Here is a 14,903-nt window from a genome sequence, read left to right as displayed (position 1 = left end):
TGGACTTCCCAGACAGTGGGAAGTTAGTATCGGCTTGTGGGACAGCATAGCGGGATCGGCGTGCTGGACAAGGCAGTGGCTGTCTTGAACGCCGTCGCAAAGGATCCGTGTGGGCTCGCCGAGTTGTGCAACCGGACGGGCTTGCCGAGGGCTACGGCGCACCGGTTGGCGGTCGGGCTCGAGGTGCACCGGTTGCTGCGACGGGGTTCGGACGGCCGGTGGCGTCCGGGCGCGGCACTGGCGGAGCTGGCGGGCGGGGCCACCGACCCGCTGCTCGACGCGGCGTCCTCGGTGTTGCCGAGGTTGCGCGACATCACGGGCGAGAGCGTCCAGTTGTACCGGCGGGACGGGATGCAGCGGATCTGCGTGTCCTCGGCGGAACCGCCGAGTGGTTTGCGCGACACCGTGCCGATCGGCGCGCGATTGCCGATGACGGCGGGTTCGGGCGCGAAGGTATTGGCGGCGTGGGCCGATCCGGGAACCCAGCGTTCGGTTCTCGCGGACGCGGTTTACGGCGAGCGCACATTGTTGGAAGTCCGCCGCCGGGGTTGGGCGCAATCCGTGGCGGAACGCGAACCGGGCGTGGCATCGGTTTCCGCGCCGGTGCGCGACAGCACCGGTTCGGTCGTCGCCGCGGTCTCCGTTTCGGGCCCGATCGACCGCATGGGCCGCCGCCCGGGCGCCCGCTGGGCCGCCGACCTGCTGGCCGCCGCCGAAGCCCTCCAATCCCGCCTGTAATCCCCGCTCCGAGCACGCCTCGCCCCCGTCACCTGCACCGCGACGGGGGCGAGGTGCGCGGTTGAGCCGGATCGGTGCCCTTCGGGCACGGGGGTGCAGGGGGCGGAGCCCACCTGCCCGGGGGTCCGGGGGTCGGACCCCCGGGAGACAATGCGAAAGATCCCCGTTTCGCGTAAGCGAAACAGGGATCTCCCGGATCTGTAGCCCCGATGGGATTCGAACCCACGCTACCGCCTTGAGAGGGCGGCGTCCTAGGCCGCTAGACGACGGGGCCAGGAACTTTCCATTTAATTTTGTCTTGCTGTCCTGCGGTGCCGGTAGCTTACCACACTCTGTTCTCTACCGTGCAGCTGGGGTACCAGGACTCGAACCTAGACTAACTGAACCAGAATCAGTCGTGCTGCCAATTACACCATACCCCATTGGTTTCCCGGCCCGGCTCCCCGTCGCTCTCGCTCGCGGGGGCCTCTCCGTTCCGCCGGGAGGAATACTAGACCACGGGCCCGGCGGAACGGAAATCGGGGTCACGCCGAGGCGGTCGACAGCTCGCAGACGAGGAGTTCGGGCAGCTCAGCCAGGCTGCTGATGGCCGAGATGCCGGCCGGCAGCGCGCCTTCGCGGGGACCGTGGCGGTTGAGCCAGACGCCCTTCATGCCGGCGTCGCGCGCGCCGATGGCGTCGGCGTGGAGGCGGTCGCCGATGTGCACCGTGTCACCCAGTTCGACGCCCAGGTCCGCGCACGCGGTGTCGAAGATCACCCGGTCCGGCTTGGCCGCGCCGACCTCGCCCGCGATGAGGACGGTGTCGAAGTACTGGGCCAGGCCGAGCGCCGCGATCTTCACCCGTTGGTGGCGTCCTGAGGCGTTGCTCACGGCCGCCATGGGCAGGCCGGTGGCCCGCAGCCACTCCAGGCACGGCACCACGTCGGGGAACAGCCGCCAGCCGGAGGCGAGGACCTCCTGCCGGCGCAGTTCCCGGCGGGTCGCCTCCTCCTGGTCCAACTCCTCGCCCAGGGCCGCGAAGAACGCGCGGGTGCGGATGTTGCGCATCGTCTCGTACTCGAGCTCGCCGGCGAGGAGCCGTTCGCAGTGCTCATCGGTGATGCGCTGCCACAGCGGCCAGGCGTCGGCGTTGCCGACCATCGCGGCCAGGGCGGCCCGGGACGAGGTGCTGTAGTCGACCAGGGTGTCGTCGACGTCGAGGCACACCGCCCGGATCTCGCCGGTTCTCCGAGGGGTGGAAGTCGGGGCTGCGGTTGTCACCCCGTGAGGCTAGGTGCGCTCACCCCTCGTCCGACTCGACCAGAGAGGTGATATCTCGGGGTTCTTGCACGGTCAAGCACCCCTGAACCGCCCGAACGCACCACTCAGATTGCCCCGAGCGCGCGGCGCAATCGCCCGATCGAGCGACTCCGACCCAGTAGTTCCATGGATTCGTACAGCGGCGGCGAGACGGTACGGCCCGTCACGGCGACCCGCACCGGCGCGTACGCGGAGCGCGCCCGGAGCCCCAACCCGTCCACAAGAGACGCCCGCAGCGCCTCCTCGATCGCGGCGGCCGTCCACTCGGGAGCGGATTCCAGGGCGGGTATGCACGCTTCGAGCACCGGCCGGGCGCCCTCGCCCAGCGCCCGGGCGGCGGCGTCCCCCTCCGGCGCGAAGTCCTGCTCGCGCACGAACAGGAACCGCACCATCGGCGACGCCTCGGACAGCACGACGAGCCGCTCCTGCACCAGCGGCGCGACCTCCGCCAGCACGGCGAGCTGCTCCGCGGTCGGCCGGGGCGGCAGCACGCCGTCCTTGACCAGGTGCGGCAGCACGCGGTCGACGAACTCGCCGACGGGCAGCGCGCGCAGGTGCGTGGCGTTGATCGCCTCGGCCTTCCGCGGGTCGAAGCGGGCCGGGTTGGCGGCGACCCGGCGCAGGTCGAAGGACTGGACCAGCTCGGCGACGGAGAACACGTCCCGGTCGTCGGCGATGGACCACCCCAGCAGCGCCAGGTAGTTCAGCAGGCCCTCGGGCACGAAGCCGCGGTCGCGGTACCCGAACAGGTCCGACCGCGGGTCGCGCTTGGAGAGCTTCTTGTCGCCCTCGCCGAGCACCTGCGGGAGGTGGCCGAACTCGGGTGCGGCGGACGTGACGCCGATGCGCGCCAGCGCCCGGTGCAGCGCGATCTGGCGCGGGGTGGAGGGCAGCAGGTCGTCGCCGCGCAGCACGTGCGTGATGCCCATCAGGGCGTCGTCTACGGGGTTGACGAGCGGGTACAGCGGGTCGCCGTCGGCGCGCACCAGCACCGGGTCGGGCGTGCCGCCCGCCGGGAACGTGACCTCGCCGCGCACGAGGTCGGTCCAGGTGATGTCCTCGTCGGGCATCCGCAGGCGCAGCACCGGCCGCCTGCCCCCGGCCCGCAACGCCGCCCTGCGCTCCTCGGTGAGGTCGCGGTCGTGGCCGTCGTAGCCGAGCTTCGGGTCCTGGCCCGCCGCCTCGCGGCGCGCCTCGACCTCCTCGGGCGTGGAGAACGACTCGTACAGCTCGCCCGCCTCGACCAGGCGGCGGACCACGTCGTCGTAGAGCGGGCGGCGCAGGCTCTGCCGGTACGGCCCGTGCGGGCCGCCGACCTCCGGGCCCTCGTCCCAGTCGAGGCCGAGCCAGCGCAGGGCTTCCAGCAGCCGGAGGTACGACTCCTCGGAGTCGCGGGCCGCGTCGGTGTCCTCGATCCGGAGCACGAACGCGCCGCCGGTGTGGCGCGCGTACGCCCAGTTGAACAGGGCGGTGCGGATGAGCCCCACGTGGGGCGTGCCCGTGGGCGAGGGGCAGAAGCGGACCCGGACGCCGGTCCCGGCGGCCCGCTGGGGAGCTGCTGGTGCGCTCATGACCCGATCAGCGTATCCGGCTTGACCGCGGCCGCACGTCGGAGCATGCTGAGGTTATTCAACTGGTGTTGAAAACGGAGGGGTGGACCATGGAGAGGACGCAGGTCGTGGTCGTCGGGGGCGGCCCGGCGGGCATGGTGGCGGCGTTGTTGCTGGCCAGGGCGGGTGTGGAGGTCACGGTGCTGGAGAAGCACGGCGACTTCCTGCGCGACTTCCGCGGTGACACCGTGCACGCCTCGACGTTGACGCTGCTGGACGAGCTGGGCCTCGGCCCGTCGTTCGCCGAGGTGCCCCACCGGCTCGTGGACCAGGTGCAGGTGCTCCTGGACGCCGGGCCGCAGACGATGGCCGACCTGAGCAGGCTGCCCGGGCCGCACAAGCACATCGCGATGGTCCCGCAGTGGGACTTCCTGGACCTGCTCGCCGACGCCGGCGAGCGGGAGCCCACGTTCGCGCTCCGGATGGACACCGAGTGCACCGGGCTGCTCAAGCGGGGCGGGAAGGTGACCGGTGTCCGGTACCGCACGGCCGGTGGCGGGACCGGCGAGCTGGCGGCCGACCTCGTCATCGCGGCCGACGGGCGGCGCTCGCTGGTGCGCGAGCAGGTCGGGCTGCCGGTGCGCTCGTTCGGCGCGCCGATGGACGTGTGGTGGTTCCGGCTGCCGCGCGAGGCGGACGAGCTGAACGGCGCCACCGGCCGGTTCGGGTCGAGCGACGGGCTCGTGCTGATCGACCGGGGCGACTACTTCCAGTGCGCCTACCTGATCCGCAAGGGCACCGACCGACAGCTGCGGGCGGAGGGCGTGGCCGCGTTCCGGCGGCGCATGGCGAACCTCGTGCCGTGGCTGGAGGAGCGGTTGGGGACGATCGAATCGCTGGACGACGTGAAGCTGCTGGACGTGAAGCTCGACCGGTTGCGGCGCTGGCACGCCGACGGCGTGCTGTGCATCGGCGACGCGGCGCACGCCATGTCGCCCATCGGCGGCGTCGGCATCAACCTGGCCGTGCAGGACGCGGTGGCCGCCGCCGCGATCGTGGCCGGGCCGCTGCGGCGCGGCCGGCTCGACGCGAAGGTGCTGGCCAAGGTGCGCCGCAGGCGGTGGCTGCCGACCGTGGTGACCCAGGCCGCCCAGCGGCGCATCCAGGACTCGTTCCTCAGGCCCACGCTGGCGGGCACGTCGAACGCCGCCCGGGGGCGGGTGCCGCGGCCGATCCGGCTGCTGCAGCGGTTCCCGCGGCTGCAGGTCGTGCCCGCGTTCCTGGTGGCGATCGGGCTGCGGCCCGAGCACGCGCCGGAGTTCGCCCGGCGCGCGCCCGAGCGCATCGAGCGGACCTGACGCCTCAGCGGTTGGTGACGGTGTTGGTCAGCGTGCCCAGGCCTTCGACGGTCACCGACACCGTCTGGCCGGCGGTCAGCGGGCCGACGCCGGCGGGGGTGCCCGTGAGGATCACGTCCAGCGGCCGCAGGGTCATCACCGCCGAGATGTACTCGATCAGCTCCGGGATGCCGTGCAGCAGCAGCGAGGTGCGCGAGTCCTGCTTGACCTCGCCGTCGACCTCCGTGCGGATGGCCACGTCGGACGGGTCGAACTCGGTCTCCACCCACGGGCCGAGCGGGCAGAACGTGTCGAAGCCCTTGGCCCGCGTCCACTGCCCGTCGGCCTTCTGCAGGTCGCGGGCGGTGACGTCGTTGGCGATCGTGTAGCCGAGGATCGACTGGCGGGCGCGGGAGGCGGGGATGTCCCGGCCACCGACGCCGACGACCACGGCCAGCTCGCCCTCGAAGTCGACCCGCTCCGAGGCCGCGGGCAGCTTGATGTCCGCGTTCGGCCCGATCACCGCCGTGTTGGGCTTGAGGAACATCAACGGGTTCTCGGGCACGTCGTTGCCCATCTCGGCGGCGTGCTCGGCGTAGTTGCGGCCGATGGCCACGATCTTGGGCGGCAGGAACGGCGCCAGCAGGCGGACGTCGGCCAGCGGCCAGCGGCGGCCGGTGAACGTCGGGTTGGCGAAGGGGTCGTCGGCGATCTCGACGGCGGTCAGGTCGTCACCTTCGCCCTCGATCGCGGCGAAGGCCAGGCCGTCGGGTTGGGCGATACGGGCAATGCGCACGGAGTTCACCCTAACCGGCGGCTGGCAGCGCCACCGCGCGTGCCTAGCGTCGAGGGGATGCGAACCCTGCTGCTCGTCCTCACCCTGCTCGTGGCCGCGGCCACCCCCGCCGCCGCGTTCGCGCCCGCCCCGCTGGAGGCCGGCACCCCGCTGAGCACCTCCACCGGCGGGCGCTGCGCCAACGGCTTCAACGCCCGCGGCTACCTCCTCGTGCCCCCGTCCTGCGGCACCGCCGGCGCCACCGTCCGCGGGCCCAACGGGGTGGACGTCGGCCCCGTCGTGGCGGTCCGGTCCACCTACGCCCTCGTCCGGATCACCAACACCACCGCCTGGGTGCAGCGGCCCACCATCGCCGGGCGCTCCGGCGTCGTCACCGGCTCGGCCGAGACGCCCGTCGGCGGGTCGGTGTGCGCGGCGGGCCGCAGCACCGGGGTGCGCTGCGGCACCGTCCAGGCCAGGAACGTCACCGTCAACTTCCCCACCGGCGTCGTCTACGGCCTGACCCGCACCGACACGTGCACCGAGCCCGGCGACCAGTGGGCACCGCTGTTCACCGGCTCCCAGGCCCAGGGGCACGTGCTGGGCGGCAGCGGCAACTGCACCACCGGCGGCACGTCCTACTTCGAGCCGCTCAACCGCGTGCTGGCGGCGGAGGGGCTCACGCTGGTGACGGGGTGACCCGCAGCGCCTTGTGCACCAGCGCGTCGCACAGGGCCAGCCAGCTGGCTTCCACGATGTTGCCGTGCACGCCGACGGTGGTCCACTCGCGCTCGCCGTCGGTGGACTCGACCAGCACGCGGGTGACGGCGTCGGTGCCGTGCTCGGCCGAGTCGTGCGAGCCCGGGAGGATGCGGACCTTGTAGTCGTTCAGCTGCACCGCGTCCAGCCAGGACAGGTGCGGCAGGAGCGCCTTGCGCAGCGCGGCGTCCAGCGCGTGCACCGGTCCGTTGCCCTCGGCGGTGGCGATGACGCGCTCACCCCCGACGTGCACCTTCACCGTCGCCTCGGACACGATCGCGCCGTCCTGGTGGTGGTCGAGCACCACGCGGTAGGACTCCAGCGTGAACGGCGGCGCGCCGAGGCCGGACACCTCCGCCCGCAGGAGCAGCTCAAGGGAGGCGTCGGCGGCCTCGAACGACCAGCCGCCCGCCTCCAGGTCCTTGACCTTGCGCACCACCTCGGTCAGCACCTCGGGCCGGCGGGTCAGGTCGATCCCGAACTCACGTCCCTTGAGCTCGAGACTGGCCCGACCCGCCATCTCCGTGACCAGCACCCGCATGCCGTTGCCGACGGTGTCCGGGTCGATGTGGTTGTACAACTCCGGGTCCACCTTGATCGCGCTCGCGTGCAGCCCCGCCTTGTGGGCGAAGGCCGACGACCCGACGTAGGCCTGGTGGGTGTCGGGCGCGATGTTCGCGATCTCGGCCAGCGCATGGGAGACGCGGGTCAGCTCGGCCAGCGATTCGGCGGGTAGCACCGGCAGGCCCAGCTTGGTCACGAGGTTCCCGACGACGGCGAACAGGTCCGCGTTGCCCGCTCGCTCGCCGTAGCCGTTGGCGGTGCACTGGACGTGGGTCGCCCCCGCCTGCACCGCCGCGACGGTGTTGGCCACCGCGCAGGACGTGTCGTCCTGGCAGTGGATGCCGACGCGGAAGCCCGTGCGGGCGACCACGTCGGCGACGGTCTCGGCCAGGCCCAGGGGCAGCTGGCCGCCGTTGGTGTCGCACAGCACGACGACGTCCGCGCCACCCTCCACAGCGGACTCCAGCACGCGCAGCGCGGTGTCCTGGTCGAAGGCGAAGCCGTCGAAGAAGTGCTCGGCGTCGAGGAAGACCCGGCGGCCCTCGCCGACCAGGAACGCGACCGTGTCGCGGACCATCGCGCAGTTCTCCGCCACGTCGGTGCGCAGTGCCCGTTCGATGTGCCTGCGGTCGGACTTGGCGACCAGCGTGACGACCGGCGTCCGCGCGTCCAGGAGGGCCCTGACCTGCGGGTCTTCGTGGACCTTGACGCCCGCCTTGCGGGTCGAGCCGAACGCGACGAGCTGCGCGTGCTTGAGCGTCAGCTCCCCCGCCGCGGCCCTGGCGAAGAACTCCGTGTCCTTCGGCATGGCGCCCGGCCAGCCGCCCTCGATGAAGCCGACGCCCAGCGAGTCGAGCAGGCGGGCGACGGCCAGCTTGTCGCTGACCGAGTAGGAGATGCCCTCGCGCTGGGCACCGTCCCGCAAGGTCGTGTCGAAGACGTGGAAGGAATCGCCGAGGGGGGTCACGAGGGGGCTCCTGTGGTGGTGCGGGTGGCCGGGGTCGGGGGGTCCGGGAAAACAAAAAGACCCCCCGCAGGATGCGAGAGGTCGGCGCGCCGGGTGCTGGGAGGCAGCACTAGCCGGCGCGCTGGGAAATAATGATCGCGGTGTGGAGGGCCACGTCCCGATGGTGCCACAACCCGTCGGCGGATACCAAGCGTCGGACGTCCTGTCCCACTCCATGGGTGGACGCTACCGCTCGGAAACCCGTCCACTCCGGACCCACCCGCGAGAGTCCTACGTCCGAACGCCGAGAGTCCTACGTTCAGCGGCGGTGAGTTGAACGCTCGGCAGACCGGTCGGTCGGTCGAGCGTTCAACTCACGGGCTCCGAGCGTAGGACTCTCGGGCCGCGAACGTAGGACTCTCGGGTCGAGCGCGGGACTCCCGGGTCAGGCGGTGCGGACGTTCGAGGAGACCAGGGCGGCCAGGCGGTCGCCCACGGCGTAGGTCGCGCCCGGCGACGAGTGGTCGCGGGTGGCCAGGTCGAACGCCACCGACGCCTCGATCCGCCGCGCCGCCTCCGACTCGCCCAGGTGGTCGAGCATCAGGGCGACGGACAGCACCGCCGCCGTCGGGTCGGCGATGCCCTGGCCCGCGATGTCCGGCGCGCTGCCGTGCACCGGCTCGAACATGCTCGGGTTGCGCCGCGTCACGTCCAGGTTGCCCGACGCCGCCAGCCCGATGCCGCCGGTCACGGCCGCCGCCAGGTCGGTCAGGATGTCGCCGAACAGGTTGTCCGTGACGATCACGTCGTACCGACCCGGGTCGGTCACCAGGTGGATCGTCGCCGCGTCCACGTGCTGGTACGCCACCGTCACGTCCGGGTGCTGCAGCGAGACCTCCTCCACCACCCGCGACCACAGCGACCCGGCGTGCGTGAGCACGTTGGTCTTGTGCACGAGCGTGAGGTGCTTGCGCGGCCGGTTCGCGGCACGGGCGAACGCGTCGCGCACCACCCGCTCCACGCCGAACGAGGTGTTGATCGACACCTCGGTCGCGATCTCGTGCGGCGTGTCCTTGCGGAGCAGGCCGCCGTTGCCCGCGTACAGGCCCTCCGTGCCCTCGCGCACGACCACCATGTCGATCTCCGGCGGGTCGGCGATCGGGCTGCGCACGCCCGGGTAGAGCCGGGCCGGGCGCAGGTTCACGTGGTGGTCGAGCTCGAACCTGAGCCGCAGCAGCAGGCCGCGCTCCAGGATCCCGCTCGGCACCGACGGGTCGCCCACCGCGCCGAGCAGGATCGCGTCGTGCTGGCGGAGCTCCCCGAGCACGGACTCCGGCAGCAACTCACCTGTGGCGTGCCAGCGCGCCGCGCCGAGGTCGTAGCGGGTGATCTCAGCCGCTGGAACGACCTCACCGAGCACCTTCAGGGCCTCGGCGACGACCTCGGGCCCGATCCCGTCCCCTGGGATCACTGCGAGCCGCATCCACACACCTCCCAGGTATCAGTCCCATTGCGCGGGACTAGTTTCCAATGCGAAAGGCTACCGGTCCGAGGCGGCGGAACCGCACTCGGAACACCCCTCCGTGGTCATGTCTCCCGGACTGCGGGACACCCGAACGGTTCAGTGCCCCCGTTCGGTCGTCACCCGATGTGCGTAAACGGCTCTGGCCGGCCGGGGCAACCCCCGACCGGCCAGAGCGGTGCACGACGATCAGCCCGCGGCGCGAACGCCGCCCACCGTCGCGGGAGCGCGCACCTTCACCACGTCCGCCCGGTCACCGGTGGCGTTGTGGTGGTGCAGGACCAGCAGGCTGTCCGCACCGTCGAGCGTCGCCGCGTCGGCGTTGCGGTTGACCACGAGCGCGGTCGCCGGCCGGGCCTGGTAGGACAGCGCCGGGTCGCCGCCGCCCTGCACCCACAGGCCGGGCTTGAGCGGGTCGAACGACAGCGCGCCCGGGATCGAGTCGATCAGGCCGTCGGTCGTGCCCGGTGCGACGTAGAACCCGGCCACGCCGACCTGGTAGCGGATCCGCGAGGTGTCCGCCGCCGGGTCGATGCCGAGCGCCGACAGCAGCACCGGCAGCACCACCACGTTCGTGTCGAAGACGTTGGTGTCGACGTCGCCGAACTGCCCGTTCACGCCCTGGAGGTCGACCGTGGCGCCCGTCCTCAGGTCCACGGTGGCCGCCACCAGCAGGTCGGTGTCGGTCAGCTTGTTGGCGTAGACCTCGTAGTCGAACGCGCCGTCACCGTTGGTGTCGACGTCGACGAACGGGACGGTGTTGTTGCCCAGGTTGTACCAGTTGCCCCAGGTCGCGATGCCGAACGCGAGCAGCGCGTCCTGCGGGGTGCCCTGCGCCTTGGCCAGCGGGGCGGTGGAGGCCACGCCGACGTAGCGCAGGTCGCCGCCCTTGGCCGTGTTGTTCAGCACGCAGTTCGTGGTCACGTTGCGGCGGCAGTCCGGCAGCTGCGGCGAGGACGCCTGCAGCTCCAGCACGCTCACCAGGGACTTGTACGCGCCCTGGTTGACGGCCCGGCCGGTCAGGTTCAGCACGCCCTGGCCCTTGCCGTTCACCCGCACGTTGGTGGCCACGTTGATGTCGGCCACCGGCTTGGGCGCCGAGTAGACCGGCACCCGCAGGGCGACCGACGAACCGGCCGTCGGCGTGAGCACGACCCGGCCCGACGCGTCGGCCAGGTACTGGCGCGGCACGTCGAGGTGGTTGGCCTCGACCGTCGGGTCGACCGTCTTGCGCAGCGAGGTCGGGTCGTCGACCTTCAGCGCGACGGTGACCTTGGCGATGCCGCGCGGGCTGAGCCGCACGGTGTTCGCCGACAGCTCGTAGCGCACGCCCGGGATCTGGGTCAGCGCCTCGTAGCCGACGGTGTAGTCGACCCACTTGGTGGACTTGTTGACGACCTTGATGGTCTTGGTGAGGTTGACCGGGCCGGCCACCTCGACCACGCCGAAGGACGCGGACACCGCGCCCGGGTCGTCCTGCACGTAGGCCAGCACCTGGTTCTCGACCGCGGCCTTGCCGTCGACGCGGCCGGCGCCGACGCGGTTGGGCGCGTAGGTCTTGCCGTCGGCCTTCACGTCGTGGCCGGCGGTGTTCATGACCGCCGCCTTGACCTCTTCCGGCGTCCAGTCCGGGTGGGTCTGGCGCACGAGCGCCGCGATGCCGGTGATGTGCGGCGCGGCCATCGACGTGCCCGAGTTGACCATCGTCTTGTTGCCGGAGCCGACCAGCACCGAGGCGATGGTGTCACCGGGGGCGGCCACGTCCGGCTTCACGACCGGGCCGCGCACGCCGCGCGAGGTGAACGAGCTCGGGGTGTCGCTGATGGACGGGTCGAACGTGGACAGCGAGGTCCGCAGCTCGCCCGCCTGGCGGACCACCAGCGTGCCCGCGGCCAGCGCCGGGCGCAGCGCCGCGGTGGCCGAGCCGGTGAACTGGAACACCGGGATCGTCGCGTTGCCGGAGATGCCCGCGTTGAAGTGCTCCAGGTTCGAGGTGAACACCGCGCCGACGGCGCCGGCGGCGGTGGCGTTGTTGGTCCGGCCGACCGAGCCGCAGCGACGCGTGGCGTCGTTGTCGTCCCACTCCAGCCACACCATCTTGCCCGCGACGGCGGCCTTGTCCGCGGCCGAGAACGGCAGGCAGCCGTCCTTGTTGGCCGCGTCGCTCATCGCCACGACCGGCGCGGTGACGTTCAGGCCCTCGTAGTTGAACGCCACGCTGTACTGGCCGGGCTTGCGGCCCGCGGCGGCGGCCGGCGCGGTGACCTCGACCGCGTCGCGCAGCACGTAGGAGTCGCGGACGCTGGCCACGGTGAGCGACTCGGGGGTGCTGCCCGGCGAGCCGCCGATGTCGTACAGGTCGCCGCCGTTGCCCGCGGAGAACACGGTCAGCACGCCGGAGGCGTTGAGCTTGCGCACGAACAGGCTGTCCGGGTCGTCCGGTGCGCCGTAGTCGGAGCCCAGCGACAGGTTGACCACGTCGAGGTGGTCGGTGAAGTCGCCGTCGCCGTCGGGGTCGAGCGCCCAGTCCAGCGCCTGCGCGGTGACGTTCGTCGAGCCCTCGCAGCCGAAGACCTTCAGCGCGTACAGCAGGGCCTTCGGCGCGGTGCCGGGGCCGATGCGCATCGCGTTGAGCGCCTCGGGGGTGAGCTTGGTGTAGTCGCCCTTGAAGGTGCTGCCGTCGGCGTTGACGCCGAAGCCCGCCGCGGTGCCGGCGACGTGCGAGCCGTGGCCGTTGCAGTCGAGCGGGTTCGGGTCCGGCTTCGGGGTGTTGAGCGCCGGGTCGTCGCTCTCGCCGTCGTAGGCGTTGCCGACGAAGTCGTAGCCGCCGACCACCTTGGGGGTCGGGAAGTAGGAGGCGTCGACCTTGGTCTCGTCGATCGCCTCGAACGCCGGGATGGTGCCGGGGCCCGCGAAGTCGGCGTGGGTGTAGTCGATGCCCGTGTCGATGATGCCCACGCGGGTGTCGTCACCGAGCTTGCCGTACTGCTGCCACGCCTTGAGCGTGTTGGTCAGCTGCACGGCGTTGGAGTTCTGGCGGGACTTCGGCACCACCGTGCGCACGGACTTCACGTCCGGGCGCTGGGCCAGCTCGCGCACCTTGGCGGCGTCGGCCTGGACCACCACGCCGGGCACGCCGTTCGCGGTGCGGAACAGCTCCTTGGTGGCGGAGTCCTTGCCCTTCAAGGCGCCGACGACCTGGTCGGTGACCCGGCCGGTGTCGTTCTTCGTGGCCTTGGCGGCGTCCTTGGCCTGCTGCTTGGTCGCGCCCTGGCTGGTCTTCTCGGCGAACGCGTCGACGGCCGGCTTGGCCTCCAGCTCCACGAACGCGGTGACCCGGCCCTTGGCCGACGACAGGCGGTCGGACACCTTCAACTGCAACTTGCCCGCATCCAGCCCGCGCGCGGTCGCGACGGGCGGTGCCAGTGGATCTTCCGCGGCCAGCGCGGTACCCGCGGCGGAACCGGCGACGAGGATCGCGGCCAGCACCGGTACGGCAGATCTGGCGACAACGCGAGATCGGCTCACAACGTGCCCCAAGCGAGGTCGGATACGACCGGGCAGGCAGCGTCTCGTCCAGTGGGGGCACTGCCCGCGTGGTGCCGTGCCCTCTACGGCACCGGGTCAACCTCGTGGGAGGAACCTAATCGCTCGGTCGAGCTGATCAGTTAACCCAAACGAGTGATGGCAACCACAGTTTTGACGACTAACGGTTAACTGTGACACCGCCGAGACCTGCGGCGATATACAAGGACAGGTCTCGGCGGCGCTACTCCATTACGGGGACCGCGATGATCAGTCGAAGTTGACCGAGCGGACCGTGCGGGCGCCGACGGCCGCGCCGATCGGGTCCAGCACGGCGGTGTCGACCGGGCGGTCCACGCGCAGCAGCATGAACGCGTCCGCGCCGTCCTTGGTCTGGCTGATCTGGGCGGCCTCGACGTTCACGCCCGCCTCGCCCAGCAGCGTGCCGACCGTGCCCATCACGCCCGGCCGGTCCGGGTACTCCAGCAGGAGCACGTTGCCCTCGGCGCGCAGGTCGAAGCCCCGGCCGTTGACGCCGACCAGCTTCTCGACCTGGTCCAGGCCCGCGAGCGTGCCGGACACCGTGATGACCGCGCCGTCGGCCTGCACCGCGCGCACCGTCACCAGGCTGCGGTGGTTGGCGCTCTCCGGCTCCTTGGCCAGGTCCACGCCCACGCCCAGCGAGGCCGCCAGGGCCGGCGCGTTGACGAAGGTGACCTGCTCCTCCACCACGCTGGAGAACACGCCGCGCAGCGCGGCCAGCGGCAGCACCGAGACGTCCTCGGTGGACAGCTCGCCGCGCACCTCGACGGTGACGCTCGTGGGCGCCTTGGCGCTCAGCGCGGCGACCACCGTGCCGAGCTTCTGCACCAGCGGCAGGTACGGGCGGACCTCCTCGCCGACCACGCCGCCGCCCTGCACGTTCACCGCGTCCGGCACGAAGTCGCCCGCCAGGGCGAGCAGCACCGACTTGGCCACGTCCGTGCCCGCGCGGTCCTGCGCCTCGGTGGTCGACGCGCCCAGGTGCGGGGTGACGACGACGTTCGGCAACCCGAACAGCGGGCTGTCCGTGGTGGGCTCGGTGGAGAACACGTCGATGCCCGCGCCGCCGACCTGGCCCTCCTTCACGGCCTCCGCCAGCGCCTCCTCGTCCACCAGGCCGCCGCGGGCGGCGTTGACGATGATCACGCCGCGCTTGGCCTTGGCGAGCTGCTCCGCGCCGATCAGGCCCTTGGTCTCCGGGGTCTTCGGCAGGTGGATCGAGATGAAGTCGGCGCGCTCCAGCAGCTCCTCCAGCGTCACCAGCTCGATGCCGAGCTGGGCGGCGCGGGCGGCGCTGACGTAGGGGTCGTAGGCGATGAGCGTGGTGCCGAAGGCGGCGATGCGCGCGGCGAACAGCTGGCCGATCTTGCCCAGGCCGACCACGCCGACCGTCTTGCCCTGGACCTCGACGCCGTTGAACTTGCTGCGCTTCCACTCGTGGTTCTGCAGCGTGGCGTGCGCGGCCGGGATCTGGCGCGCGGTGGCGAGCAGCAGGGCCACGGCGTGCTCGGCGGCGCTGACGATGTTCGAGGTGGGCGCGTTGACCACCATCACGCCGCGCTCGGTGGCGGCGGGCACCTCGACGTTGTCCAGCCCGACGCCCGCGCGGGCGACGACCTTGAGCTTGGTGGTGGCCTTGAAGACCTCGGCGTCGACCTTGGTGGCGGAGCGGACCAGGAGGGCGTCGGCGTCGGCAACGGCTTCGAGCAGCGCGGGACGGTCGGTGCCGTCGACGTGGCGCACCTCGATGCCATCACCGAAGACGTCGAGAACGGACGGTGCGAGCTTCTCGGCGATGAGGACAACGGGCTTGGTCACGGACGTCGCTCCCGGTGGTGTGATCG

At 71.7% G+C, this 14,903-nt stretch carries 10 protein-coding genes and 2 tRNA genes; 3 read left to right on the top strand and 9 right to left on the bottom strand.

Translation table 11 applies throughout. The features are described from left to right. Positions 1-36 precede the first annotated feature (36 nt). Positions 37-738, top strand: a complete 702-nt coding sequence (locus ACIGNX_RS19690) for an IclR family transcriptional regulator (protein WP_053723084.1) — start codon at positions 37-39, stop codon at positions 736-738. A gap of 201 nt (positions 739-939) precedes the next feature. Here the strand turns inward: ACIGNX_RS19690 and ACIGNX_RS19685 are convergent. From ACIGNX_RS19685 to gltX, 4 genes are all read right to left on the bottom strand, one after another. Then, positions 940-1,012: transfer RNA gene (locus ACIGNX_RS19685), tRNA-Glu, on the bottom strand. 76 nt (positions 1,013-1,088) lie between these two features. Next, positions 1,089-1,160, bottom strand: a tRNA-Gln gene (locus ACIGNX_RS19680). 102 nt (positions 1,161-1,262) lie between these two features. Next, positions 1,263-2,000 carry an HAD family hydrolase gene (locus ACIGNX_RS19675; protein WP_396541999.1) on the bottom strand — a complete coding sequence of 246 codons (738 nt, stop codon included), beginning with the start codon at positions 1,998-2,000 and terminating at the stop codon, positions 1,263-1,265. 104 nt (positions 2,001-2,104) lie between these two features. Continuing rightward, positions 2,105-3,610, bottom strand: a complete 1,506-nt coding sequence (gene gltX, locus ACIGNX_RS19670) for a glutamate--tRNA ligase (protein ID WP_396541997.1) — start codon at positions 3,608-3,610, stop codon at positions 2,105-2,107. Positions 3,611-3,624: 14 nt separating this feature from the next. On the opposite strand from gltX, the gene ACIGNX_RS19665 reads away from it, so the two are divergent. Continuing rightward, a complete protein-coding gene (locus ACIGNX_RS19665; protein WP_396542457.1) occupies positions 3,625-4,947 on the top strand; it encodes an FAD-dependent oxidoreductase in 1,323 nt (440 codons plus the stop codon). A 4-nt stretch (positions 4,948-4,951) separates the two neighbouring features. Here ACIGNX_RS19665 and ACIGNX_RS19660 read toward each other — a convergent pair whose 3' ends face one another. Next, on the bottom strand, positions 4,952-5,722 hold the full coding sequence (locus ACIGNX_RS19660) for a fumarylacetoacetate hydrolase family protein (protein ID WP_396541995.1): 771 nt from the start codon (positions 5,720-5,722) through the stop codon (positions 4,952-4,954). 57 nt (positions 5,723-5,779) lie between these two features. Here ACIGNX_RS19660 and ACIGNX_RS19655 point away from each other — a divergent pair, with 57 nt between their 5' ends. Beyond that, entirely contained in the window at positions 5,780-6,400 is a 621-nt protein-coding gene (locus ACIGNX_RS19655; protein WP_396541993.1) for a S1 family peptidase, read from the top strand. On the opposite strand, the gene cimA is transcribed toward ACIGNX_RS19655, so the two are convergent. The 4 genes from cimA to serA all read right to left on the bottom strand — a co-directional run bounded on the left by cimA (position 6,381) and on the right by serA (position 14,877). Beyond that, entirely contained in the window at positions 6,381-7,991 is a 1,611-nt protein-coding gene (gene cimA / locus ACIGNX_RS19650; RefSeq protein ID WP_396541991.1) for a citramalate synthase, read from the bottom strand. The two genes, ACIGNX_RS19655 and cimA, sit on opposite strands and share 20 nt — an antisense overlap. 424 nt (positions 7,992-8,415) lie before the next feature. Next, positions 8,416-9,453: a 3-isopropylmalate dehydrogenase gene (locus ACIGNX_RS19645; RefSeq protein ID WP_073891631.1), complete on the bottom strand. Its 1,038-nt coding sequence runs from the start codon at positions 9,451-9,453 to the stop codon at positions 8,416-8,418. Positions 9,454-9,681: 228 nt separating this feature from the next. Next, complete coding sequence (locus tag ACIGNX_RS19640) at positions 9,682-13,020, bottom strand: S8 family serine peptidase (protein ID WP_396541989.1); 3,339 nt, start codon at positions 13,018-13,020, stop codon at positions 9,682-9,684. A gap of 267 nt (positions 13,021-13,287) precedes the next feature. Then, positions 13,288-14,877 (bottom strand): phosphoglycerate dehydrogenase, encoded by a 1,590-nt coding sequence (gene serA / locus ACIGNX_RS19635; protein WP_396541987.1) that lies wholly within the window; start codon positions 14,875-14,877, stop codon positions 13,288-13,290. Positions 14,878-14,903: the final 26 nt, after the last annotated feature.

It is taken from the genome of Actinosynnema sp. NPDC053489 (assembly GCF_044544865.1).
Taxonomy (GTDB): domain Bacteria; phylum Actinomycetota; class Actinomycetes; order Mycobacteriales; family Pseudonocardiaceae; genus Actinosynnema.
Note: the sequence above shows the minus strand (reverse complement) of the source record. Positions and strands in the feature narration are given on the sequence as shown.